26 protein-coding genes are annotated in these 24156 nt (G+C 71.9%); 16 read left to right on the plus strand and 10 right to left on the minus strand.

Translation table 11 applies throughout. From position 1 onward, the window contains the following. Positions 1-16 precede the first annotated feature (16 nt). The 5 genes from motA (at position 17) to ACFW16_RS15660 (ending at position 6061) form a co-directional block, all read left to right on the plus strand. Complete coding sequence (gene motA / locus ACFW16_RS15640) at positions 17-883, plus strand: flagellar motor stator protein MotA (RefSeq protein ID WP_380306498.1); 867 nt, start codon at positions 17-19, stop codon at positions 881-883. A gap of 2 nt (positions 884-885) precedes the next feature. After that, positions 886-1887, plus strand: a complete 1002-nt coding sequence (locus ACFW16_RS15645; RefSeq protein ID WP_380306500.1) for a flagellar motor protein MotB — start codon at positions 886-888, stop codon at positions 1885-1887. Positions 1888-1929: 42 nt separating this feature from the next. Beyond that, on the plus strand, positions 1930-3228 hold the full coding sequence (locus ACFW16_RS15650; protein WP_380306502.1) for a flagellar hook protein FlgE: 1299 nt from the start codon (positions 1930-1932) through the stop codon (positions 3226-3228). A 172-nt stretch (positions 3229-3400) separates the two neighbouring features. Next, on the plus strand, positions 3401-4819 hold the full coding sequence (gene flgK / locus ACFW16_RS15655; RefSeq protein WP_380306504.1) for a flagellar hook-associated protein FlgK: 1419 nt from the start codon (positions 3401-3403) through the stop codon (positions 4817-4819). 168 nt (positions 4820-4987) lie between these two features. Beyond that, complete coding sequence (locus tag ACFW16_RS15660; RefSeq protein ID WP_380306506.1) at positions 4988-6061, plus strand: flagellin; 1074 nt, start codon at positions 4988-4990, stop codon at positions 6059-6061. Between the two features lie 99 nt (positions 6062-6160). On the opposite strand, the gene ACFW16_RS15665 is transcribed toward ACFW16_RS15660, so the two are convergent. Then, a complete protein-coding gene (locus ACFW16_RS15665; protein ID WP_380306508.1) occupies positions 6161-6862 on the minus strand; it encodes a winged helix-turn-helix domain-containing protein in 702 nt (233 codons plus the stop codon). Positions 6863-7056: 194 nt separating this feature from the next. Here ACFW16_RS15665 and ACFW16_RS15670 point away from each other — a divergent pair, with 194 nt between their 5' ends. The 7 genes from ACFW16_RS15670 to ACFW16_RS15700 all read left to right on the plus strand — a co-directional run bounded on the left by ACFW16_RS15670 (position 7057) and on the right by ACFW16_RS15700 (position 11642). Next, complete coding sequence (locus ACFW16_RS15670; RefSeq protein WP_380306510.1) at positions 7057-8172, plus strand: flagellar basal body P-ring protein FlgI; 1116 nt, start codon at positions 7057-7059, stop codon at positions 8170-8172. Next, positions 8172-8528, plus strand: a complete 357-nt coding sequence (locus ACFW16_RS15675) for a rod-binding protein (protein WP_380306512.1) — start codon at positions 8172-8174, stop codon at positions 8526-8528. Before ACFW16_RS15670 ends, ACFW16_RS15675 begins: the two co-directional genes overlap by 1 nt. Further along, positions 8521-9027: a hypothetical protein gene (locus ACFW16_RS15680; protein ID WP_380306514.1), complete on the plus strand. Its 507-nt coding sequence runs from the start codon at positions 8521-8523 to the stop codon at positions 9025-9027. The genes ACFW16_RS15675 and ACFW16_RS15680 overlap by 8 nt, the downstream gene beginning before the upstream one ends. Positions 9028-9156: 129 nt before the next feature. Next, a complete protein-coding gene (locus ACFW16_RS15685; protein ID WP_380306516.1) occupies positions 9157-9993 on the plus strand; it encodes a flagellin in 837 nt (278 codons plus the stop codon). A gap of 86 nt (positions 9994-10079) precedes the next feature. Beyond that, on the plus strand, positions 10080-10430 hold the full coding sequence (flaF, locus tag ACFW16_RS15690; RefSeq protein WP_380306518.1) for a flagellar biosynthesis regulator FlaF: 351 nt from the start codon (positions 10080-10082) through the stop codon (positions 10428-10430). Positions 10431-10442: 12 nt separating this feature from the next. After that, positions 10443-10844, plus strand: a complete 402-nt coding sequence (locus ACFW16_RS15695) for a flagellar biosynthesis repressor FlbT (protein WP_380306520.1) — start codon at positions 10443-10445, stop codon at positions 10842-10844. Between the two features lie 9 nt (positions 10845-10853). Next, positions 10854-11642, plus strand: a complete 789-nt coding sequence (locus ACFW16_RS15700; protein WP_380306522.1) for a DUF1217 domain-containing protein — start codon at positions 10854-10856, stop codon at positions 11640-11642. Positions 11643-11986: 344 nt separating this feature from the next. On the opposite strand, the gene ACFW16_RS15705 is transcribed toward ACFW16_RS15700, so the two are convergent. The 5 genes from ACFW16_RS15705 to fliF form a co-directional block, all read right to left on the minus strand. Next, the gene (locus ACFW16_RS15705; RefSeq protein ID WP_380306524.1) at positions 11987-13012 is read right to left on the minus strand and encodes a flagellar motor switch protein FliG; all 1026 of its coding nucleotides are present in this window, start codon (positions 13010-13012) and stop codon (positions 11987-11989) included. A 19-nt stretch (positions 13013-13031) separates the two neighbouring features. Beyond that, positions 13032-13814 carry a flagellar type III secretion system pore protein FliP gene (gene fliP, locus ACFW16_RS15710; RefSeq protein WP_380306526.1) on the minus strand — a complete coding sequence of 261 codons (783 nt, stop codon included), beginning with the start codon at positions 13812-13814 and terminating at the stop codon, positions 13032-13034. Between the two features lie 234 nt (positions 13815-14048). After that, positions 14049-14333 (minus strand): flagellar motor switch protein FliN, encoded by a 285-nt coding sequence (gene fliN / locus ACFW16_RS15715; RefSeq protein ID WP_380306528.1) that lies wholly within the window; start codon positions 14331-14333, stop codon positions 14049-14051. Next, positions 14330-14935, minus strand: a complete 606-nt coding sequence (locus ACFW16_RS15720) for a hypothetical protein (protein ID WP_380306530.1) — start codon at positions 14933-14935, stop codon at positions 14330-14332. The genes fliN and ACFW16_RS15720 overlap by 4 nt, the downstream gene beginning before the upstream one ends. After that, positions 14932-16527 carry a flagellar basal-body MS-ring/collar protein FliF gene (gene fliF, locus ACFW16_RS15725; protein ID WP_380306532.1) on the minus strand — a complete coding sequence of 532 codons (1596 nt, stop codon included), beginning with the start codon at positions 16525-16527 and terminating at the stop codon, positions 14932-14934. Before fliF ends, ACFW16_RS15720 begins: the two co-directional genes overlap by 4 nt. Before the next feature lie 182 nt (positions 16528-16709). On the opposite strand from fliF, the gene ACFW16_RS15730 reads away from it, so the two are divergent. The 4 genes from ACFW16_RS15730 to ACFW16_RS15745 are packed head-to-tail and all read left to right on the plus strand — an operon-like array spanning position 16710 to position 19311. Continuing rightward, positions 16710-17195: a flagellar basal body-associated FliL family protein gene (locus ACFW16_RS15730; RefSeq protein ID WP_380306534.1), complete on the plus strand. Its 486-nt coding sequence runs from the start codon at positions 16710-16712 to the stop codon at positions 17193-17195. Further along, positions 17192-18097, plus strand: coding sequence for a flagellar motor switch protein FliM (locus tag ACFW16_RS15735; protein ID WP_380306536.1), 906 nt, complete (start codon positions 17192-17194; stop codon positions 18095-18097). Before ACFW16_RS15730 ends, ACFW16_RS15735 begins: the two co-directional genes overlap by 4 nt. Then, the gene (locus ACFW16_RS15740; RefSeq protein ID WP_380306538.1) at positions 18097-18615 is read left to right on the plus strand and encodes a MotE family protein; all 519 of its coding nucleotides are present in this window, start codon (positions 18097-18099) and stop codon (positions 18613-18615) included. Before ACFW16_RS15735 ends, ACFW16_RS15740 begins: the two co-directional genes overlap by 1 nt. A gap of 60 nt (positions 18616-18675) precedes the next feature. Further along, the gene (locus ACFW16_RS15745; protein WP_380306540.1) at positions 18676-19311 is read left to right on the plus strand and encodes a chloramphenicol phosphotransferase CPT family protein; all 636 of its coding nucleotides are present in this window, start codon (positions 18676-18678) and stop codon (positions 19309-19311) included. Position 19312: 1 nt separating this feature from the next. Here ACFW16_RS15745 and ACFW16_RS15750 read toward each other — a convergent pair whose 3' ends face one another. From ACFW16_RS15750 to ACFW16_RS15765, 4 genes are read right to left on the minus strand one after another with little or no spacing between them, the layout of a single operon-like run. Beyond that, a complete protein-coding gene (locus ACFW16_RS15750) occupies positions 19313-20431 on the minus strand; it encodes a flagellar biosynthesis protein FlhB (protein ID WP_380306542.1) in 1119 nt (372 codons plus the stop codon). 1 nt (position 20432) lies between these two features. After that, entirely contained in the window at positions 20433-21215 is a 783-nt protein-coding gene (locus tag ACFW16_RS15755) for a flagellar biosynthetic protein FliR (protein ID WP_380306544.1), read from the minus strand. A 2-nt stretch (positions 21216-21217) separates the two neighbouring features. Next, positions 21218-23347 (minus strand): flagellar biosynthesis protein FlhA, encoded by a 2130-nt coding sequence (gene flhA / locus ACFW16_RS15760; RefSeq protein ID WP_380306546.1) that lies wholly within the window; start codon positions 23345-23347, stop codon positions 21218-21220. After that, positions 23344-23919, minus strand: coding sequence for a lytic transglycosylase domain-containing protein (locus ACFW16_RS15765; protein WP_380306548.1), 576 nt, complete (start codon positions 23917-23919; stop codon positions 23344-23346). The genes flhA and ACFW16_RS15765 overlap by 4 nt, the downstream gene beginning before the upstream one ends. Positions 23920-24156: the final 237 nt, after the last annotated feature.

Here is a 24156-nt window from a genome sequence, read left to right on the forward strand (position 1 = left end):
GGAAAGGCGGTACCGGATGAATGCGATCGTGGGGCTCGTCGTCGTCGTCGTCTGCGTCGTCGGCGGCTATGCCGCGATGGGCGGCAACCTCTTGGTGCTGTGGCAGCCCTGGGAACTGGTGATCGTCGTCGGCGGCACCATCGGCGCCTATGTCATCGCCAACCCCGGCACCGTGCTGGCCGACACCGGCCGTGCCCTGGGCTCGCTGTTCCGCGGCCGGCCCTATTCGAAGTCCGACTATCTGGACCTGCTGGCCATGGTCTACACCGTGCTGCGCACCGGCCGGGCCAAGGGCTTCAACGAGCTGGAGAAGGATTTCGACGCGCCGGCCGACAGCGGCTTCTTCCAGCGCTATCCGACCGTCCACCGCAACCGCCGGGCGCTGCAGTTCGCCTGCGACTACCTCCGCCTGATCCAGCTGGGCACCCGCAACCCGCACGAGCTCGAATCCCTGATGGACGAGGAGATCGAGACGCTGTCGCGCGAGCTGTCCAGGACGCCGCGGGCGCTGCAGGCGGCGTCGGATTCGCTGCCGGCGCTCGGCATCGTCGCGGCGATCATGGGCATGGTGAAGGCGATGGGGGCCATCAACTCCTCGCCCGAGGTGCTGGGCCACATGGTCGGCGGCGCCCTGGTCGGCACCTTCTCCGGCATCCTGCTGGCCTATTGCCTGGTCGGGCCGCTGGCCAGCTATATCGCCGCCCAGCGCGAGGCGGAGGTGAACTACTTCATCTGCATCCGCTCGGCGCTGCTGGCCTATCTGCACGGCTACCAGCCGCAGATCTGCGTCGAATATGCCCGCAAGGTGCTGACCTCCGACATCCGGCCGAGCTTCTTCGAGGTCGAGGACGCGACCCGCAGCCCCGTGCGCGAGGCGGCCTGACCATGGCGACCGGGCCGAGGGCGAAGCAGCCGCAGATCGTGATCAAGCGCCGCCGCGGGCGCGGGCATGACGACCACGCGGGCCACGGCGCCTGGAAGATCGCCTTCGCCGATTTCATGACGGCGATGATGGCCTTCTTCCTGCTGATGTGGCTCTTGAACGTCACCACCGAGCAGCAGCGCGACGCCATCGCGCTCTACTTCAACCCGATGGCCAGCCGGTCCTCCGGCGCCGGCGGCGAGGGCGTGCTGGACGGCGCCGACGGCGTGTTCCAGTCGAGCCGGGAGGGACCTGAGAGCGACGTCTTCTCCGGCCAGGCGCAGGCCGGCCGTCCCGGCGACGACGGGGCCGAGGCGGGGACCGTGCTTCAGGCCGATCCGGCCGCGCTGGTGCCGCTCGGCTCGAAGCCGGGCCAGGCGCAGGGCGATCTGTCGCCCTGGCGCGACGCCGGACCGTGGCTGGCGGCCGGCAGCGCCGAGATCACGCCGACGGTCGAGGGGGCGCGCTTCGCCGCCGTGCAGCAGCGCATCCAGGCGGAGGTCGCGGCCGATCTCGACGTCGGCGCGCTGCGCGACAACGTCCGGATCGAGACGGGGCCCGAAGGCATGCGGATCGAGCTGACCGACCGCGGCCAGGCGCCGATGTTCGAGGTCGGCTCCGGCCGCATCAGCGCCCAGGGGCTGCGGCTGATCCAGCTGGTCGGCCAGGCGGTCGCCGGGCTGCCGAATCCGGTCGCCGTCAGCGGCCACACCGACGGCCGGCCCTATGCCGGCCGGTCCGGCTACGGCAATTGGGAACTGTCGGCCGACCGGGCCAACGCCGCCCGGCGCGGGCTGGTGGCGGCCGGGGTGGACGAGGCGCGCTTTGCCCGGGTCGAGGGCTTGGCCGACCGGGTGCATCTGCTGCCAGAGGATCCGGCCGACCCGCGCAACCGCCGGATCAGCATCACGATCCTGCGCGTCGCCAAGGATTCCGGAAAGCAGTCCTTAAGCAACCGCCGCTAGACTGGGTGCAAGGATTCGCGACGGTCAGCCGAGGAGCGGGGAATGAGCATTCAAAGCGCCATGCAGGCCGGGGTCATGGGCCTGTTCTCGCAAAGCGCCCGGATGTCGTCGATCTCCGACAACATCGCCAACAGCGGCACCGTCGGCTACAAGCGCGCGAGCGTCGATTTCTCGACCCTGGTGACGCCCTCGGCCGGCGGCTCCTACGCCGCCGGCGGCGTCTCGGCCAATGCCCGGCTGCAGATCAGCAAGCAGGGCATCATCAACCCCGGCTCCAGCACCACCGACCTCGCCATCTCCGGCCGCGGCTTCTTCCTGGTGACCAACTCGGTGACGGGCGGGGCGACGGCGAAGACGGCGCTGACCCGCGCCGGGTCCTTCCTGCCGGACGAGAACGGCAACCTGCGCAACACCGCCGGCTACTACCTCTTGGGCTGGCCGGCCAAGGCCGACGGCACGATCGGCCCGGTCGACCAGGACGGCACCGGGTCGCTGCAGGTGGTCAACGTCAACACCATGACCGCTGCCGGCCAGCCGACCACGACCATGGGGTTCAGCGGCAACCTGCCGGCCGACCAGACCGGGCCGGACGCCCCGACCGTGCCGTTCAAGACCTCGGCCGAGTTCTTCTCGCCGCTCGGCGCCTCCGACCGGCTGTTCCTGGAGTGGCAGCCCTCGACCACCAGGAACCAGTGGACGCTGACGGTGGCCGACGCCTCCGGCAACAAATTCGGCAGCGTCGACGTCACCTTCAACGACAGCGGCCCCAATGCCGGCCAGCCGGCGAGCTGGAGCAACGCCACCGCCGGCGGCTTCGGCGGCTTCAGCTTCGACACCGCCACCGGCCAGGCGGTGCTGAGCGTGCCGAACGGCAGCACGCCGCAGCAGGTCACCCTGTCGCTCGGCGCGCCGAACACCGCCGGCGGGGTGGTGCAGTTCGCCGGCACCTACAACCCGAAGATCAGCAAGGACGGCGCCGCGGTCGGCCGCCTCTCCCGGGTCGAGGCCGACGAATCCGGCAAGCTGATCGGCATCTTCGACAACGGCGCGCGCCGCACCCTGTACCAGATCCCGATCGCCGACGTGGCCAATCCGGACGGGCTGAACCCCGAGGACGGCAACGTCTACACCATCAGCCGCGAATCCGGCGCGATGCGGCTGTGGGGCGCCGGCACCGGCCCGGTCGGCAGCGTCGCGGGCGGCAGCCTCGAAAGCTCGAATGTCGATCTGGCCGAGGAGCTGACCCAGCTGATCCAGACCCAGCGGGCCTACAGCTCGAACGCCAAGATCGTGCAGACCGCGGACGAGATGCTGAACGAAACCACCCAGCTCAAGCGCTAAGAGACGGTCTGGAAATGCTGCTGATGCGGCCGTCTGATGGCGGTTTCTGCGCTTCCGGTGCTCACGGACGTGGATGTCCGCTGCGCTCCGGTTCTCGAAACCACCACCAGCCGACTCACATCAGCGCATTTCCAACCGTCTCTGACCGGCCTGACCCGGCGGAGACAAGGGCATGAGCCTCTCGCTCGCGATCAGCAGCGCCCTGGCCGGCCTGCGCGGCAGCCAGGCGCAGACCTCGATCATCTCGCGCAACATCGAGAACGCGGCCGTCCCCGGCTATGTCCGACAGGACATCCAGCTGACCACCCGGGTGGTGGCCGGGGTCAATCTCGGCCTCGACGTCAGCGTCCGGCGCAATGTCGACGAGCGGCTGCTCCGCGACGTTCGCAGCACACAGTCCGAGACCGGCAGCCTGTCGGCGCAGAAGGAGCTGCTGACCCGCTACACCGACACGATCGGCCAGCCGCAGGACGAGCGGTCGGTCGCCTCGCTGCTGTCCAGGCTGAAGACGGCCTTCCAGAGCCTGGTCGACCGTCCGGGCGACCAGAACTTCCAGCGCGCCGTCGTCGATGCGGCGGCCAACACCGCCGCCTCGATCCGGACCATGTACGCCGCGGCCCAGCAGGCGCGGACCGATGCGGATCGCAGCATCCAGGACAAGGTCGCCGGCATCAACCAGGGCCTGCAGCGAATCGCCGAGCTGAACCGGACGATCCGCGGCCTGGATCCGAACGGCGCCGATGTCGGGGCGCTGCAGGACGAGCGCGACCGGCTGGCCGACGGCCTGTCGCAGGAGCTCGGCGTGTCCACCTATCTGCGCGACGGCGACATGGTGGTGATGACCAAGGGCGGCGCCACCCTGGTCGACGCCTCCGCCAATCTCCTGACCGCGTCGCCCTTCGGCAGGGTGTCGACCGCTGACGGCGTCGACCTGACGCCGGGGGGCGGCAATCCGAACGGGCTGCAGGACGGCGCGCTGGCCGGCCTGCTGAAGATCCGCGACGAGACCATGCCCGGGTTCCAGGCCCAGCTCGACCAGCTGGCAGCGGGGCTGGTGTCGCTGTTCCAGGACAAGGATTCGACCGTCGGCGCGCCGCCGAACGACACCGGCCTGTTCACCGACGGCGGCAAGGCGCTCGACCCGGCGGCCACCGCCGGGCTGGCCGGCCGGATCGCGGTCAACGACCTGGTGCGGCCGGAGGCGGGCGGGGCGCTGTGGCGCGTCGCCGGCGGCATGCATGCGGCGGAACCGCCGGCCAGCGGCGATTCCCGGCAGGTGCAGGCCTTCCTCGACGGCTTCGGCGAGCAGCGCGGCTTCGACAGCGGCGTCGGCCTGGCCGCCTCGGCCACGATCGAGGGCTACGCCACCGGCCTGGTGACGGCGCAGCAAGGGGCGCGGACCAGCGTCTCCTCCTCGCTCGACGCCAGGTCGGTGACGCTGGAGAGCCTGAAATCGGCCCGGCTCGGCCGCGACGGCGTCAACATCGACGACGAGCTGCAGAAGATGACGCTGGTGCAGCAGAGCTACGCGGCCTCGGCCCAGTTGCTCTCGTCGGTGTCGCAGATGATGGACACGCTGCTGAAGATCTAGCGGACCAGAACCATCCGTTCGGTTTCCCTCATTGTCATTGCCGGGCTTGACCCGGCAATCCAGGGGCCACCGAGAGCGGCTCTTGAAAGCCCCTGGATCCTCGGGTCAAGCCCGAGGATGACAGAAGCGGGGCGGGGGCACTGAAACGGACCAGGGCAGGAGGACAGCATGACGATCCCGGTTTCCAGCCTCGGCCTGTCGCTGCAGATGCGCGCCCTGGTGCGCAACTCGCAGGCCCAGGTCGCCGCCCTGGCCAACGAGGTCGGCACCGGCACCCACAACGACGTGGCGGCGGCGCTGGGCGGCCGCATGGCCGAGGCGGTGTCGCTGCGCGGCAGCACCGACCAGATCGAGGCCTACCAGGCCTCGATCGCCGCGATGCAGACCCGCACCAAGGCGATGGCGGAGTCCCTGAAGACGGTCGACGCGGCGGCGAACAAGCTGCTGGGCGAGCTGGCCGCCGCCTCGGAGGGCGGCTCCTCCACCGTCGGCACCCTGCCGCAGAGCGCCCTGTCGGCCCTGACCAGCATCGTCGGCGCCCTCAACGTCTCGCTCGAAGGGCAGTCCCTGTTCGCCGGCGTCGACACCGGCCAGCCGGCGCTGCAGGACCCGACGAAGCCCGCACCCGGCAGGACGCAGTCGCCGATCGACGTCATGAAGGGGCTGATCGCCGCCAACCCACCGACCGACCCGGCCGGGGTGCAGGCCCTGGCCGCGGCCATCGGCAAGGCCTTCGCCTCCGATCCTTCGGTCCCGGCGGACCAGCGCTTCGAGGGCGGCTTCTATCGCGGCACCCCGGCGCTCGACGCCTCGGGCCGGCCGAATCCGCGGGTGTCGGGCCGCAGCGACGACGGCACCCGGATCGAATACGGGCTGCAGGCCAACGACCCGGCGCTGCGCGACATCCTGCAGGGCCTGACCATGATCGCCGCCGCCGACCTGACGGCGATGCCGGAGGACGCGCAGGCGGCCTACATAAAATCGGCGATGCAGACGCTCGGCACCGGGCTCGACGGGCTGCGCCAGGCCACGGCCAGGCTGGGCGGGCAGCAGGCCGACCTCGACGCCGCCAAGTCCCGCAACGAGTCCCGTCTGACCCTGCTGAACGAGCGCATCGTCGGGCTGGAGCAGGTCGACCCCTACACCGCCAACGCCAGGCTCGAGGTGCTGAAGCAGCAGCTGGCCGCCAGCCTGGACCTGACCAGGCAGCTGCAGGGCATGACGCTGGCGCAGCTGGGCTGAGCGAGTAGGTTGGGTTCGCGACCGCGAACCCAACATCCATCGCGCGGCACCGTGTTGGGTTCGCCACGGCGAACCCAACCTACGATTCTCTCTCGGCCCTCAGGCCGCGACCCTGTCCTTCGGCGCCACCAGCTTGTAGCCGCGGCCATACACCGTCTCGATGAAGTCGTGGCCGCCGCTGGCCGCGACCAGCTTCTTGCGCAGCTTGCAGATATGGACCTCGATCACCTTGTCGAAGGGCATGCGGTTCGAGGCGCCGTAGACCGCATCGTAGAGCGAGCCCTTGCTGACCACCTTGCCGGACTGCAGGGCGAGGTGGCGGAAGATCGCGTTCTCGCGGCCGCTCAGCCGGATCGGGCGGCCGCCGATCTCCGGCTCGCGCCCGTCGAAATAGATCGTCATGCCGCCGACCGTCACCGAGGCTGCGGCGTGGCCGAAGGCGCGACGCTGGATCGCGGCGATGCGGGCGGCCAGCTCGCGCGGGCTGACCGGGCGCTGCACCACGTCGTCGCAGCCGGCCATCAGCAGGTCCAGCGTGCGCTCGGTCGACCGCCCGTCCTGCAGCGCGATGATCGGGCTGTCGCAGCGGCCGGAGCGCAGCGTCGCGACCAGGCCGCGCGCCTCCGGGCAGACGCCGAGGATGATGGCGGGCGAGGCGCCGGCGGGCCCGCCGCGCCCGACCGGGACCATGCCTTCGATCTCCTCGCGCGAGGCCGGATAGCATTCCAGCCCGTTGCTGAAGAAGGAGGAGGCGAGGCTCGACCGCGCCGCATCGTCGGGTTCGTACAGGATCACCTGCATGCCGAGCTCCAGTCTCCCAGTTGCTGGTATAGGCCACCGCGACCGCAGCAACGTTAGGAAACATGTAAAAGGATTGTCAAGGACACATAGGATTCGATTCAAGAATTCGGAAAATATATAAAGTTTTATGGATTGAGTGCTTGCGGGACGGCCGGCGCTGCGGCAAACAGGGGAGGGCGAGCAGGAGGGGAGCGATGCGGGTCGGGCCGGTTCTGGCCGCCGTCGTGGCGGTGATCGTCGGCTGGGCTGGGCTGGTGCCGGCGGCTCAGGCGCAGCGGCTGAAGGATCTGGTCGATGTCGAGGGCGTACGGGCCAACCAGCTGGTCGGCTACGGCCTCGTGGTCGGGCTGAACGGCACCGGCGACCGGCTGCGCAACGCGCCGTTCACGCAGCAGAGCCTGCAGGGCATGCTGGAACGGCTGGGCACCAGCGTCCGCGACCAGGACCTGCGCACCCGCAACGTCGCGGCGGTGATGGTGTCCGGCTCGCTGCCCGCCTTCGCCCGCCAGGGCGGCACCATCGACGTCTCGGTCTCCTCGCTCGGCGACGCCACCAGCCTGTCCGGCGGCACGCTGATCGTGACCCCGCTGCTGGGCGCCGACGGCCAGGTCTACGCCGTGGCCCAGGGGGCGCTGGTGGTCGGCGGCTTCACCGCCTCCGGCCAGGCGGCGTCGCTGACCCAGGGCGTGCCGACCGCGGCGCGGATCGCCAACGGCGCCATCGTCGAACGCGAGGTCGGCTTCGACTTCGGCAGCCTGGAGTCGGTCAAGCTGGCGCTGCGCATCCCCGACTTCACCACGGCGAAGCGGATCGAGGCCGCGATCAACCGCCGGATCGGCGCCGGCGCCGCCCGGATGATCGACCCGGCGACGGTGCAGGTGATCCCGCCCGGCAGCCGCCGCGGCGACATCGCCGGGCTGATGGCGGAGATCGAGCTGCTGCCGGTCCAGCCCGACACCCCGGCCCGGGTGGTGGTCGACGAACGCTCCGGCACCGTGGTGATCGGCGAGAACGTCCGCATCAGCCGCGTCGCCGTCTCGCAGGGCGGGCTGACCATCCAGGTCACCGAGACGCCGCAGGTCTCCCAGCCGGCGCCCTTTGCCCGGCAGGGCCAGACCGTGGTGGTGCCGCGCACCGACATCCAGGCGGAGGAGGGCGGCAAGGGCCTGGCCGTGATCGACGGGCCGGTGACGCTGCGCGAGCTGGTGGCCGGGCTCAACGCGCTCGGGGTCAAGCCGCGCGACATGATCTCGATCCTGCAGGCGATCAAGGCCGCGGGCGCTCTGCATGCCGATCTGGAGGTGATCTGATGGACCCGCTGGCTGCGATCTCCGGCCTCGGCGGCGCCGGCTCCGTGGCGGTGGAGGCGCGGCGGCCGGACCGGGCCGCGGGCGACAAGGCGCACCGCACCGCCGTCGACTTCGAGGCGATGGTGCTGGCGCAGAGCTTCGAGACCCTGTTCCAGGGGGTGAAGGTGCCGTCGCTGACCGGCGGCGGCTTCGCCGAGGAGCTGTGGCGCAGCTTCCTCCTGTCCGAATACGCCCGCGGCGCGGCCGAGGCCGGCAGCTTCGGCATCGCCCGCCAGGTCGAGGCCGAGATCCGGCGGATGCAGGGTGAAACTCCGGCCCAGCAGCCCTCGTTGCCGCAGGGGCCGGCCCGTGGCTGAGCCGCATCGGCTGGCCGACCGGCTCGGCCGCCTCGACCGGCCGCGGCGCCGGCGCGAGTCGGAGCCCGAGCCGCCGGCCCCGCTGCCGCCGCCGCTCGAATCCTGGCTCGCGGCGATCGAATCCCTGGCCGCCCTGCTGGAGGAGGAGGCCGAGGCGCTGATCGCCGGGCATGGCGACCGGCTGCCCGAGTTCATCCGGCGCAAGCACGAGGCCGAGGGCGCGGTGAAGGATTCGGCGCGGCAGGCCGCGGCCGCCGGGCTGGCCTTCGGCAAGGCCTCGCCGCATGCGGCCCGCGCCGCGGCGGCGATCGCGGCGCTGGAGCGCGCCGGCCGGCGCAACGCCGAGGCCCTGGCGGCGGCGCATGACGCCGCCTCCTATGTCGCGGCCCTGGTGAAGAAGAGCCTGACCGAGACCCGGGCCGAGGGCATGTACGGCCGCTCCGGCCGCGCCGTGGCCGGCCATGACCGCACCGTCGCCGGGCTGGATGATTCCTACTGAGCCCGGGCCGGCCGATCCTTGGGAACTTATTAGGATTCGGCACGGCATTGTGGAGAGGCGAGGGACGAATCCTCGTCCCCGCCGCGCCAGAAGGCGCGACGAACGCGAAGCAGACGGAGCAGAAGCGACATGGCTTCCATCAACACCAACCTGCAGGCGATCACCGCGCTGCAGAGCCTGAAGGGCGTCCAGTCCAGCCTGCAGACCACGCAGAGCCGGATCTCGACCGGCCTGAAGGTCCAGGACGCGCGCGACAACGCGGCGTATTTCTCGCTGGCCTCGACGATGAAGGGCGACGCGGGCGTGCTCAACGCCATCCGCGACAACCTCGCCGTGGTCGGCACCTCGGTCGGCACCGCCCGCCAGGGCGCCGAGGCGATCCAGAAATCGGCGCAGAAGATCGCCGAGAGCATCGCCGCGGCCACGGCCGACCAGGCGGTCGACAAGACCAAGTTCCAGGACGCGATCAAGGCCGAGGTCGCGAACATCAAGAACGTCCTCGACAACACCAGCTTCAACGGCCAGAACCTGCTGAAGTCGACCGACGCGGTGACCGTGGTGACCGGCATCAGTCGGGAAGGCGCCACCTACGCCACCACCACCTTCACCTACAACCAGCAGGACCTGTCGGCGGTGCACACCGCGCTGGCGGCGATCGACGTGACCGCGGCGGCCGACCCGGCGGCCCTGGGGGCACTGCTGCAGACCGCCACCGCCCAGGTCGCCGCGGCGACCAACGCGGCGACGGCCCTGGGCAGTGCCCAGAACACCATCACCGGCACCCAGGACTTCGTCGGCAAGCTGGTCGACAACATCAATGCCGGCGTCGGGGCCATCGTCGATGCCGACATGAACCAGGAGGCCGCGCGTCTCCAGGCGCTCCAGGTGCAGGAGCAGCTGGCGATGCAGTCGCTGTCGATCGCCAACCAGGCGCCGCAGAGCATCCTCTCGCTCTTCCGCAACTGAGGACGGGCGTCCGGAGCGGGAGGGGGCCGGCCCACGGCCTCCTCCCATCCGTGACCAGCCGCCCGTGACGGACTGCCGGAGATCCGATGAGCATCGCGGCCTATACCCAGACCATCAAGGAAACCGAGACGCCGCGCCAGATCGAGCGGCGCGTCGTTGCCCAGGTCACCGTGGCGCTGGAGCGCCATGCCGGGGACGCCCCGGCGACGCCGGAGCTGCGCGACGCGCTGGCCCGCAACCAGCGGCTGTGGGGCGCCTTCCGCGCCGACCTGATCGGCGAGGACAACACCCTGCCGGCGGAGCTGCGGGCGGGGCTGATCTCGCTATCCTTCTGGGTCGACCGCCACACGCTCCAGGTGCTGGAGGGCACGGCCACGGCGGAGCCGCTGGTCGACGTCAACCGCAAGATCCTGGCCGGGCTGCGCGGCCGGGGCTGAGGAGGGCGCACCATGCCGCTGAAGCTCAAGCTGCGGCCGAACGAGCGCATCGTCGTCAACGGCTGCGTCATCCGCAACGAGGACCGCCAGACCACCCTGACGGTCGACAATTTCGCGCAGATCCTGCGCGAGAAGGACATCCTGCAGCCGGAGCAGGCGACCACGCCCGGCCGCGCCGCCTATGTCCGCATCCAGCTCCTGCTGCTCGGCGAGGGCGACGCCGTGCTGCTGCAGAGGGAGGCCGCCGCGGCGCTCGAGCGGCTGCACGGCGCCTTCGCCGGCTCCGACGAGGCCCGCCATCGGGTGCTGGAGGCCGCCGCCGCCCTGGCGCGCCACGACTTCTACAAGGCGCTGGCGGCGCTGCGCGAGGTCTTCGCCCATGAGGACCGGGTGCTCGGCCGCACCGCTGCCTGAGGAGGCTGCATGTCCACGCTGCTCGACTTCCAGCTGGTCCAGCGGACCTATGACCGGCAGGTCACCACCTTCAGCGCCCAGGCGGCCAACCAGCGCGAGATCGACTATGTCCGCAAGACCATCGCGACGGTGAAGACCGCCGACGACCTGATGAAGGACTATCGGCTCTACAGCTTCGTGATGAAGGCGTTCGGGCTCGGCGACCAGATCCCGTACCGGGCCCTGATCAAGCAGGTGATCGAGGGCGGCACCGACGATCCGCAATCGGTCGCCAACCGGATGACCGACAAGACCTATGCCGATCTCGCCGATGCGCTGCATCTGTCGAAGGACGACGCCGCCGGCCCGGGCCTGACCGATCCGAAGGAGATCGAGGCCCTGATCGGCCGCTTCGTCACCAGCGGCATCGAGGCCGATCAGGGCGACAGCAATGTCGGGGTGCGGCTGGCGATGTACTTCCAGCGCAAGGCGCCGGGCATCACCAGCTGGTACCAGGTGCTGGGCGACAAGGCGCTGTCCGAGGTGGTCCGCACCGCCTTCCGCATCCCGCAGGCGACGGCGGCGATGGACATCGACAGGCAGAAGGAGATGCTGGAGAGGCGCATGCCGATCGTGGATCTCAAGGATCCGAGGAAGCTCCAGGCCCTGCTGCAGCGCTTCACCATCTTCTATGACATGGACCAGGGCACGACGGCGGCGCAGGTGCCCAACCTGCTGGTCCCGCGCAACTCGGCGCCGCAGATCATCAGCTTCGACCCGGCGACCCTGGCGGCGGCGACCAAGGTCCGGCTGCGGTGAGGGACGGCACGCCGGAGGCGCCGGGCGGATTCCCTCATGGACCGGAAGGCGGCCTCGAACAGCTGGGGATTCTGAAGACCAACAAGGAAACTGCTCTCATGCCGATCTTCATCGAACCCCGTCCATGGACCAAGGGAGAGATCGTCACGGTCCTGGACAGGGCCATAGCCCGGGTGGAGTGCTGATTCGTGGTGCATTGGACCATCCTCGCCGGGATCGTCTGGCTGGCCCTCAACGCGGGCTTCATCGCGGGCGCTTGGTGGAGAGCCCGCAATGCCCTGGCGAGCACCGGAAGCGGATCATAGGAGGGCGCGGCCGGTCCGCCTCGGCGGACTGGCCCGTGACTACGGGATCACCCGGTCGTCCTCGTCCGCCTCGGGGATGACGATGCTGCCGTCCTCGGCCAGCTGCTTGGCCGCCTCCAGGATCTCCGCCTGGGCCGACTGGGCGTCGCGCAGGCGCACATTGGCCAGGGTCGCGATCTCGTCGCGCAGGATGGCGGCGCCGCGGTCGCTGAGCGCACCCAGGAAGGCCTCCCGCAGCCCCGGCGACGCGCCCTTCAGCGCCACCGGCAGCAGCCTTCCGTCGGCGGCGCGGATCACCGCCTCCAGCGCCCTCGCGTCCAGCCGCGCCAGGTCCTCGAAGGTGAACATCAGCGACCGCACCCGCTCCAGCTCGGCGCCGAAGCGCGGCTCCAGCGCCGCCATCACCTCGCCCAGCAGGTCGGACGGGGTGCGGTTGAAGATCTCGGCCAGGATCCGCGACGGGTCGGCCCGCCGCGCCGAGCCGGCGCCGAACCCGGCCATGAACTCGCCCTGCAGCGTCTCCTCGATCTGGGCCAGCACCTCGCGCGGCACCGCCTTCAGGGCGATCATCCGCTCGATCGCCGCCAGCCGCAGGGCGGGCGCCAGCGCCGCCACCACCTTGGCGGCGTAGTCCGGGCGCAGCTTCGACAGGATCACGGCGATGGTCTGCGGCTGCTCGGCCGACAGGTAATCCACCAGCGCCTTCTCGCTGACGTTGGACAGCTTGTCCCAGGTGGTGCGCCCGGCCGGGCCGCGGATCTCGTCCAGGATCTGCGCCACCCGATCCTCCGGCAGGAACCGGCCCAGCATCCGGGCCGCGGCGGACAGGCCGCCGGCGACGGAATCGCCGCGCGCCAGCCGGCCGAGGAAATCCTGGATCGTCCGGGTCACCGTCTCGGGCGGCACCCGGCCCATCTCCGCCATGGCGCGGGTGACGACCGGCAGCTCCTCCCCGTCCAGCGCGGCCAGCACCTTGCCGCCGCGCTCCTCGCCCAGCGCCAGGATCAGGACGGCAGCGCGCTGGGCGCCGGACAGGGCAGGGGATCTCACGGCGGCTGCGGTCATGCGGAGGCCTCGGTCGGCATCAGCCGAGATAGGAGCGGACGAGGGAGCTGGCGATCAGGTGCCAGCCATCGACCAGGACGAAGAAGACGAGCTTGAGCGGCAGGCTGATCATCACCGGCGGCAGCATCATCATGCCCATCGACATCAGGATGGCGGAGACGACGATGTCGATGACGAGGAACGGGATGAACAGCAGGAAGCCGATCTCGAAGGCCCGGCGCAGCTCGCTCAGCATGAAGGCCGGCACCAGGGTGCGCAGGCTGGGCCGGTCCTCCGTTTGCGCGACGGAGGCCCGGGCGGGCTCGGCCACGGCCTGGGGGGCCGCGCCCCTGGCCGGCTTGCCCTCGAGGTCGCGGAAGAAGGCCAGGTCCTTGTCCCGGACATTGGCCTCCATGAAGCCGCGGAACGGGTCGGTGATCCGGACGAACGCCTCCTCCTCGGAGATCTCCTGGTCGATCAGCGGCCGCAGGCCTTCGTCCCAGGCCTGCTCGAACACCGGCTGCATGACGAACCAGGTCAGGAACATCGCCAGGCTGACCAGCACCATGTTCGGCGGCGTCTGCTGCAGCCCGAGGGCGGAGCGCACCAGCGAGAACACCACCACCAGCCGGGTGAAGCAGGTGGCCATGATCAGGAGGCCGGGCGCCACCGACAGCACCGCGATCAACGCCACCAGCTGGATCACCCGCCCGGACAGGCTGGCGCCCTGCGGCCCCAGGTCGATGGTCAGGCTCTGCGCCCAGGCGGAGGTGGGGAGCAGCAGGAGGAGGGCAATCTGGACCAGGCGGCCGAGCCCAGCCATTGCCGCAGAGGTATCAGTTTTCTTGTCCCCCCTCCCCCCGCGGGAGGGGGGTAGGGGGAGGGGGTTCGGGCCGCCCGATCCGCCGCCGGTCTGATCGAGAGGGAGGAGTCTATCGGAGCCAGGAGACAGGCTTCCGCGCCCTTCGATCGGCAACCCCCTCCCCCTAACCCCCTCCCGCAAGGGGAGGGGGGACTTTCGAGAGAAGCGGTCGGACGTCAGAAGCATCCCTCCGCCTCACTCCGCCGGGTGGCGGACGATCTCGGACAGGGTGACGGCGAGCTGGCCGGTCTCGTCGAAGACCATGATCTCGCCGCGGGCGACGACGCGGCCGTTGACCATGATCTCGACCGGGTCGTTGACCCGGCGGTCGAGTTCGACCACGCCGCCGCGGCCGAGCTTCATCAGCTCGTCCAGCCGCAGCACGGCGCGGCCCAGCACCACCTGCACGGTCAGGGGCACGCCGTAGATCGCGTGCTCGCCCGCGGTCTCCACAGCGGGGGTCTCGGTCGGCTCGGTCATAGATCCTCCAGCAATCGGTCGAGCACTGCCTCGATCCGCTCCGCCGCGGCGGCGGCGCTCCATTCCGCGCTGCCGCCGTCCCAGCGCGCGGCGACGGTGCCGGGGGCGAGGCCCTCATCGGCGGTGACGGTGACGGCGGGGCCGTCGGATTCGGTATGTTCGGCGAAGCGCCGGGCCAGGGCGGGCTGCAGGCCGGGCGCGGCGGTGACGGCGAGCGCCGGCTTGCCGGCCGCGGCCAGGATCGCGGCCTCGATCAGGCTCTCGGCCTGGATCGCGGCGGCGCGCGGGGCGAGGGCGGGCAGCAGGGCCTGCAGCGCCTGGACGACGGCGCGGGCGCCGGCGGCGGCGACCTCGTCCCGCGCGGCGCGCAGGTCCTCCGCCCCGTGTCCGACCGTCTGCAGCAGGCGCTCCAGGGCCTCGGCGCAGCGGGCGCCGTCCAGGGCCGTGGCCTCGGCCCGGCCCTCCGCCCGCCCGGCCTCGATCCCGGCAGCGTGGCCGTCCTCCCAGGCCCGGCGCAGGCGGCGCTCCGCCATGTCCTCGCCGGCAATGGCAGGAGCGTCCGGGCCGGCGTCGAAGCCCTGGTCCCAGGTCAGGCGCCTCATGCCGGGGCGTCCTCGCGGATCAGGCCGCGCAGGATGGCCGCCGCCTCCTCCGGATAGTCCTCGAAGGCGTCGGCCAGGGCGCGCACGGCCTCCTCGCGATCGCCGAAATCGAGCCGGAAGGCCGAATCCGTCGCCGCCTGGGAGACCGCGGCCGGTTCCGCCGCGGCGGCCGGGGGCGGCTCGGCCTGCGCCGGCGGCGGGGCGGTCAGCCGTTCGAGCAGCGGGCGCAGCAGGTACAGCACGACCAGCGCGGCGATGCCGAGCACGGCGAGCCACTGCACCAGCGTGCCCAACAGGCCGGCCCAGGGACCGCCGAAGAAGCCGGGGCCGTGATCGGCGCCGGCCGGCAGCAGGTCGGCGAATTCCAGGTTCTGCACCGTCACCACGTCGCCGCGCTCCTGGCTGGCGCCGACGGCGGTGCGCACCAGGGCGGTGACGGCGTCCAGCTCGTCCTGCGTGCGCGGGACGTAGCGGCCGGCGCCGTCGGCGTCGGTCTCGTGCCGGCCATTGACCAGGACGGCGACCGACAGCCGCCGCAGCTCGCCGGCCTCGCGCACCTTTTCGCGCCGTTCGGCGCCGATCTCGTAGTTGACCGTCTCCTCGGTGCGCTGCGACTGCGAGCTGGTGTTCGACCCCGGCGGCTGCGGCGCCCCCGGGATCTGCGCCTCCGGCAGGTTCTGCTGCACCGTGGTCGGCAGGTCGCCGGTGCCGTCGCTGCTGCTCTGCCGCTCCTCCACGGTCTGGGTCGAGCGCGGCACCTGGCCTTCGGGATCGAAGCGCTCGGTCCGCACCACCTCGTGGCTCATGTCGAGATCGGCTGCGACGGTGACGCGGACATTGCCGCGGCCGAAGCGCGGCACCAGCAGGTCCTCCACCGCCTTGGCGAGACGGGTCTCGAGCGAGACCCTCAGCCCGTCGGAGGAGGGCTGGCCCGCGCCGTCGTCGCCTTCGGTCAGCAGCACCTCGCCGGCGGCGTCCAGCAGGGTGACGTCGGTCGGCTTCAGGTTGGGCACGGCGGCGGCGACCAGATGGCGGATCGCGCGCGCCTGCTGCCGGTCCAGCCCGAAGCCGCCGCGCATGCGCACGACCACGGCGGCGGTCGGGGTCGGGGTGGTGCGGGCGAAGGCCTCGCGCTCCGGCAGCACCAGGTGGACCCGCGCCGATTCGACGCCGGACAGGGTGGCGATGGTGCGGCCCAGCTCGCCCTCCATCGCCCGCAGCCGGTTCATCTGCTGCATGAAGCTGGTCAGGCCGAGTCCGTTGTCGGCATCGAACAGCTCGTAGCCGATGCCGGAGGCCGACGGCAGGCCCTTCTCGGCCAGGGCCATGCGGGCGCGGGCGACGTCGGGCGCCGGCACCTGGATCGTGCCGCCGTCGAAGCTGGTGCCGACGGTGATGCCCATGGCCTCGAGCTGGGACACGATCCGCCCGGCCTCGGCCGGGGCGATGCCGGAATACAGCACCGCCAGCTTCGGCCGCGACGCCTCCCAGGCCAGCCAGCCGATCGCGGCCAGGACCAGGAGGCCGACGCCGCCGAGAATCGCCAGCCTGCGCGGACCCAGCGCCTTGAGGTTGTCGAGCAGGGCTTTCACGAAGGCAGGTCCATCAGCCGCGGGTCAAGAGGTCATGCCGGAGCGCCCGCAGCGGGACGGCGGCCGGTTGAGCATGATGGGAATGAATCCATCGGCTGCATCAAGATGACAAGCCAAAAGCGATCTGTTACCTCATGAATTCATAGCAAAGGGCTCCGCTTCGCCGGCAGCCGGAGGATTCGTTGGCAAAGGACATAAAGGACAAATCGGCCGGCCCGGGCGCCGTGCCCGGGCGCCGGCGCTGGCGGCCGCTGGCCATCGCCGTCGGCGTCGCCTTTGCCCTCGGTTTCGCCACGCCGATCCTGGGCGCCTGGGCGCTGGGGGCGCTGCCCCTCGTCGGCCAGGGCGGGGGTACGGCAGGCGAGCCGGGCCGGGCGGTGGTGCCGGTGCCCGAGATCCTGACCAACCTGGCGCCCGGCTCGAAGGCCCGGCTGATCCGCACCTCGGTGGCGCTGGTGGTGCCGGCCGCGTCCGAGCCGGCGGTGCGCGGCGACCTGGACCGGATCCGCGATTCCTTCCTCGAATATTGCCGGCAGCTCGGCGATTCGGATCTGCGCGGCTCGGTCGGCCTCTACCGGATGCGCGGCGACCTGCTGCGCCGGGCGCGGGCGCTGGCGGGCGATGCCGCCGTCGTCGAGGTGCTGATCCAGGACCTGGTGCTGCAATGAGCGGGACGACCGGCCAGGCCGCGGCGATCAGGGCCATGATCCGGGCGGCGGCGGAAGGCGGCCTGCCGGCGCTGGACCCGGTGGCGGAGCGCTTCGCCTTCCATCTGGCCGCGGCGCTGCGCGGCCTCGGCGCCGGGCCGGTCGACACCGGCAAGGCCGCGGTGCGGTCGGCCCCGCTGGCCGGGCTGCTGGAAGGTGAGGCCCTGGCCGGGGTCGTCCGCGCCCGCGGCTGGACCGGCCGGATCATGCTGCTGCTCGACGCCGGGCTGGACGACGCGCTGGTCGGGCGGCTGCTCGGCGGCGCCGCCGCGCCTTCCGGGCCGGCGCCGCGCCGCACGCCGACGCCGATCGAGCTGCGGCTGCTGCGCGAGGTGATGGCCGCGGCGCTGTCCGCCCTGGCCCAGACCCTGGCGCCGCTGGCCGAGACGGCCTTCGAGGTCGAGCGGATCGAGGCGGACCCACGCCTGGCGGCGATCGCGCCCGGCACGGCGACGGCGATCGAGATCGCGATCCCGGTGCAGGTCGGCGGACCCGGAGAGGCGGGCGGCCGGCTGCGGGTCGTCCTGCCGGTGCCGTCGCTGACCGCGCTGCGCGACGCCTGGGCGCGGCAGCGCCGCGGCGATGCCGACACCGACTGGGCGGCCGGGTTCCGCGAGGCGCTGCACCGGGTCGAGCTGCCGGCGCTGGCCGTGTTCGGCGAGGTGACGGCGACTCCTGCGGAGATCCTGGGCTGGCGGCCGGGCGACATGATCCCGCTGCTGGCCGGCGACGCCGACCGCGCCCGGCTGGTGGCCGGCGGCCGCACGCTGTGCCACGGCACCATCGGCCACAGCCGCGGCGTCCGCGCCCTGCGGATCGAGCAGGCCGCATCTCCCGCCGCGCCTGAAGGCGAGCGCTCCTGATGCGCGCCCTTGCGGCCATCGCCGTGGTGGCGGCCCTCGGCGTTCCGCTCGGGGTCGTGGCGGCCCGCGGCCAGGACGCGCCGGCCTCTCCGTCCGCCCAGCCGGCGGCCGAGCCGATTCCGTCCGAGCTGCTGGCTGCGATCGAGGCCGAGCGCGGCGAGCTGGAGGCGCGCCGCGCCAGGCTGGACGAGCGCGAGGCGCTGCTGGCGGTGGCCGAGGCCCGGGTCCGGCACGAGGTCGACCGCCTGGCGGTGCTGAAACGCGAGATCGAGGGCCAGCTGGCGCAGCAATCGGGCCTGCTGGAGGCCGACCTGAAGCGGATGGGCGCGACCTATGCGGCGATGCGCGCCCGCGACGCCGCCCGGATCATGGACGAGATGGAGCCGGCCACGGTGGTCTCGATCTTCGACCGGATGCCGGAGCGGCGCTCGGCCCCGATCCTCGGCGCCATGACGCCGCTGAAGGCCCAGGAGGTCACCAGGCTGATCCTGGAACGGCACCAGGTGCCGCCCTCCTGAAGCCGGAACCGGCGGCGGTCTCCGGCGTTGCAGGATGGTCCGTCAGATCGCGAGGGGCACATGACCCAGGAACCGAAGCCCGGATGGATCGTCGTCCTCAACGGCGCGCCGCGCTCGGGCAAGTCGAGCATCGTCGCGGCGATGCAGGACTGGGACGACGGGCCCTGGATGAATCTGGGGGTCGACGTCCATGTCCGGCATATCACGCCGCCGCGATACAGGCCCGGGATCGGGCTGCGGCCCGGTGGCGAGCGGCCGGAGCTCGAGCCTTGGGTGCCGGTGCTCTACGCCGCCCTCTACGACTCGATCGCCGCGCACAGCCGCCTCGGTCTGAACGTGGTGGCCGATCTCGGCCATCACGACGCCCATTCGGCGCCGCTCGGCATCCTGCGCGACTGCGCCCGGCGCCTGGCCGGGCTGCCGGCGCTGCTGGTCGGCGTGCGCTGCCCGGTCGGCGAGATCATGCGCCGCCGCCGGGCCGGGCAGCCGGGGCGGGAGGGCGAATACGCCACCGGCTCGGCCGAGGAGCCGGTGCCGGAGCCGGTGCTGCGCTGGCAGCGCGAGGTGCATCGGCCCGGGATCTACGACCTCGAGCTCGACACATCGGCGCTCAGTCCGCAGGATTGCGCCGCGGCGATCCGCCGGCGCCTCGACGACCCGGCCCCGCCCACTGCCTTCCGGCGGCTCGCGGGCTGATCTACCGCCCCGGCCGTCCGATCAGCCCCGTCGGTGACGGCGCCGTCGGCCCCGGCCGGCGCAGGCCGAGGATGACGCTGATGATCTCGGCCACCGCCTTGTAGTGCTCCTCCGGGATCGGCCGGTCGACCGCGACGGCGGCGTGCAGCGCCCGGGCCAGCGGCGGGTTCTCGACCACCGGCACGCCCTTGTCGCGGGCGATCTCGCGGATCTTCAGCGCGATCCGGTCCTGGCCCTTGGCGACGCAGACCGGCGCGTCGTCGCGGCCGCGCTGGTAGCGCAGCGCCACGGCGTAATGGGTCGGGTTGACCAGCACGACGCTGGCGAAGGGCACCTGCGCCATCATCCGGCGGCGGGCGCGGCCGCGGCCGATCTCGCGGCGCCGGGCCTTCATCTGCGGGTCGCCCTCGGTGCTGCGCAGCTCGTCCTTCACCTCGCGCAGGGTCATGCGTTGGCCGCGCCGCCAGTCCCAGGACTGGTACAGCCGGTCGCCGACGGCGATCAGCCCGGCCACCGGCACCAGCACGGCGACCAGGCCGATGACCAGCGACCGGATCGCGCCCGGCATGCCCTCGACCGGCACCGAGACCAGCCATTCCGCCTGCTCGAAGCTCGGCCGCAGGAACAGCGCCGTGACCAGCAGCACCACGCTGGTCTTGAGGATGCCCTTGGCGAACTCGATCAGCCCGTTGCGGGAGAACATGCGGCCGATGCCCTTCAGCGGGTTCAGCCGCTCCGGCTTCGGCGACAGCCGGTCGGGCGCCACCACCACCTCGCCCTGCAGGAAGGCGCTGGCGACGGCGCCGACCGCCAGCAGCGCCACCCCGGCCGCCAGGGCCAGCCCCATGGCGCGGATGATCGCGGCCGCGGCGTGGAAGGCGTCCTCCGCCGTCGCCAGCGGGATCAGGTCCGGGCTCTCGATGAAGGGCAGCACGGCCTGGACGAAGGCGCCGCCGACCGCCGGGAACACCATCCAGGCCAGCACCAGGAGCGTCAGCAGCATCAGGAAGGTCGAGACCTCGCGTGACCGCGGCAGGTTGCCCTTCTCGCGCGCCTGCTCCAGCTTGCGGTCGGTGGCGTCCTGGGTCTTCTGGTCCTTGTCCGGCGCCTCGTCGGCCATGTCAGGGCGGCATCCCGCCGTCGCGCAGCCACAGGCCGACGGCGTCGGCATAGAGGGCCATCATCGCGCCGGCGACCAGGAAGGCCAGCACCAGACCGGCGGCGATCAAGAGCGGCGAGAACACGAAATAGACCGGCAGGGCCGGCATCATCCGGTTGGTGATGCCGAGCCCGACATTGGCCACGAGCCCGATCACCAGGAAGGGCGCGGCGAACTGCACCGCCAGCCGCATCGCCCGGGCGGCGGCGTGGATCACGGCTTGCGCCTGCAGCCCGCCATCGGCGATGCCGTCGATGGGCACCAGCCGGAACGACCCGGCCAGGGCCTGGATCAGCAGGTGGTGCAGGTCGGCGGCGAAGGTCAGGGCAACGCCGCACATGACGAAGAAGGAGGAGAGGGCCGAGGCGCCCTCGAAACCCGGCACCGCGGCGGTGAAGGGGTTGGACAGGCCCATCTGCTGCGCCGCCGCCTGGGCCGCGACATGCAGCGACGACAGCAGCAGCCGGGCGCCGATGCCCAGCAGCGCCCCGGCCAGGATGTTGCCCAAGGCGTGGGCCAGGATGGTCACGGCGTCGGACGGGACGGGCAGGGGGATGCCGTCGACCGCGGGGGTGAGGGCGAGGGACACGGCGAGCGCGGCGACCAGCCGGGCCCGCGCCGGGACCTGCGCCTCGCCCAGCCCTGGCATCAGCATGAAGGCCGCGCCGATCCGGCAGAACACCAGGAGCGCGCCATAGACCCAGGGCGTCACCAGCCCGGCCAGGGCGAAGCCGTCGATGGTCACCGCTACACCACGTCGACCGTGCGCAGCATCGTCCGGCGGGCGAGCTCGTTGTGGCTGATCACGGCGGTCGCCGGGCTGATCCGCTCCAGCAGCGAGCGGACGAAGGGCCGGGCGTCCGGGTTGACCAGCACGGCCGGCAGCGGGTCGCGCCCGGCATGGGCCTGGATCTTGCCGCGCAGCTCCGCGAGGAAATCCTGCACCCGGTCGGGCGCCAGGACGAAGCGGCGCTCCTCGCCCTCCGCGACCACCGCCTGGGCCAGCTCGCGCTCGCGGTCGGCCGCCATGGTGATGACCGACAGATAGCCCTCGGCATCGACCAGCGACCGGCAGATCTGGCCGGCCAGGCGCATCCGCACATGCTCGACCAAGAGCGGCGGGCTGCGGGTCCAGGCCACGGCCTCGGCGATCGCCTCCAGGATCGCCGGCAGGTTGCGGATCGAGACCCGCTCGGCCAGCAGCGACTGCAGCACCCGCACGATCGCCATCATCGGCAGCTGCGCCGGCACCAGCTCCTTCACCAGCCGGGCGTATTCCGGATCGATGCCGTCGATCAGCCGCTCCGCCGCGGCATAGGTCAGGAGCGCAGGGAAGCTGTCCTTCACCGCCTCGGCGACATGGGTGACGATCACGCCCTCCGGCGACACCACGGTGTGGCCCAGCGCCTCGGCCTCCTCGGCCAGGCCGGCGTCGATCCACAACGCGGGCAGGCCGAAGGTCGGGTCCTTGGCCGGCTCGCCCGGCAGCGCCACCGTGCCGCCCGGCGCCAGCACCAGCCGGCTGGCCAGCCGCACCTCGCCGCGCGCCACCTCCTCGCCATGCACCAGCAGCCGGTAGGCGGTGTTGCCGAGATCGGCCGAATCCTTGATCCGGATCGAGGGCAGCACGAAGCCGTACTCGCCGGCGAAGCGGCCGCGCAGCGTCTTCAGCTTGTCGGCGAGGTCGTCCGACATCCCGACCATCGACACCAGGGCGACGCCGACCTCGAGCCGCAGCTCGTCGACCCGAAGCAGGCCCTGCACCGTCTGCTCGGCGGTCTTCGGCGGGTCCGCCGCCGCGGCCTCGGCCCGGCGCGCCTCCTCCGCCCGCCGGGCCGTCACCCGCGGCATGATCCAGGCCAGGCCGCCGAAGATCGCCACCAGCACCAGGAAGGGGAAGGCCGGCAGGCCGGGGGCGATGGCCAGCAGCAGCAGCAGGCCCGCGGCCACCAGCAGCGCCTTGGGGTAGGCGCCGAGCTGCGACAGCACCACCTGCTCGGTCGACCCGCGGTTGCTGCCCTTGGAGATGACCAGGCCGGCGGCCAGCGAGACCAGCAGCGCCGGGATCTGGCTGACCAGCCCGTCGCCGACGGTCAGGGTGGCGAAGGTGGTCACCGCCTCGCCGATCGGCATGCCCCGCTGCAGCGTGCCGATGACGATGCCGCCGACCAGGTTGATGAAGACGATGATGAGGCCCGCCACCGCGTCGCCGCGGACGAATTTCGAGGCGCCGTCCATGGCGCCGTAGAACGAGCTCTCGTCCTCCAGCTCCTGCCGTCGCCGGCGCGCCTCCTTCTCGTCGATCATCCCGGCCGACAGGTCGGCGTCGATCGCCATCTGCTTGCCCGGGATGGCGTCCAGGGTGAAGCGCGCCCCGACTTCGGCGATGCGGGTCGAGCCCTTGGTGATGACGATGTAGTTCACCACCACCAGGATCGCGAACAGGATCACCCCGATCACGAAGTTCCCCGACATGATGAAGCCGGAGAAGCCCTGGATCACATGGCCGGCGGCGCCCGGCCCCTCATGGCCGTGCGACAGGATCAACCGGGTGGTGGCGACGTTCAGCGCCAGCCGCATCAGGGTGACGACCAGGAGGATGGTCGGGAAGGAGGAGAAGTCGGAGGCGCGGCCGATCCACAGCGTCACCATCAGGATCAGCACCGAGACGGCGAAGGTGAAGGCCAGGCTGATGTCCAGCAGCACCACCGGCAGCGGCAGCAGCAGCACCGACAGGATGGCGGCGATGCCCATGGCGAACAGCACGTCGCGGTGCCGGGCGCCGAAGGCCCCGGCCAGGGACAGCCGCGCCAGGGCGCCGTTGCCGCCGTTCACGCCGGCCACCTTGGTCCGGGCAGGGTGGGGCGGCGCGCTCAATCGGCGAATCCCTTCGGCAGCAGCGGCTGCGGCGCGGCGTCGGCCACCAGGCCGCGGGTGAAGGCCATGCCGCCCAGCACCGCCTCGCCCCAGCCGCCGGGCTCGACCCCCGGCGGCGCCGCCTGGACACGGCGGCGCATCTCCTCGACGTAGCCGAGATTGTGATCGATCCGGGCCAGGTAGCGCTCCTGGTACTCGGCGGTGGCGGAGTGGTAGCGGCCGATGCCCAGCCGCGCGCCGTACTGCTTCGACAGGTCGCCGAGATGGCCCAGCGCATAGGCGACGTTGGCCTTGGGGTCGAAGGCCGACTCCAGCGAGCCGAAGGCGTCCGGGTGCCAGCGCAGGTTGACCTGCATGCAGCCGACATCGATCGACCGCATGCCGCCGGCCAGGGCCTGGCGCACCCAGTCCACCGCTGCCTGCTTGCTGTCGAAGCGCCGGCCTTCGCCCTCGGCGTTCACGGTCCAGGGCCAGATGACGATGCGGCCGTCCTCGACCTTGCGGCCGGATTCGGTCAGCCCGACCGCCAGCGCCATGGCGGCGTCGACCCCGGAGTCCGGGGCCTGGCGCATGATCTCGCGGGCGCAGATCGCCGAGTCGGCGACCGGACCGCTGGCGGCCGGCGTGACCCAGCTGCCGCCGATCGCGCCCGGGGCGGCGAGGGCGGGGAGGGCCGGAATCAGACAGGCGAGGGTGAGCGCTATCCGCTTGAGCGCAGTACCCTTTTTAGTCCCCCCTCCCCCTGCGGGAGGGGGGTAGGGGGAGGGGGTTTTCGCCGCCGCGAGCACCGAATTGAAATCGGGGAGGTC

Source organism: Inquilinus sp. NPDC058860 (assembly GCF_042743185.1).
Classification (GTDB): Bacteria; Pseudomonadota; Alphaproteobacteria; order DSM-16000; family Inquilinaceae; genus Inquilinus.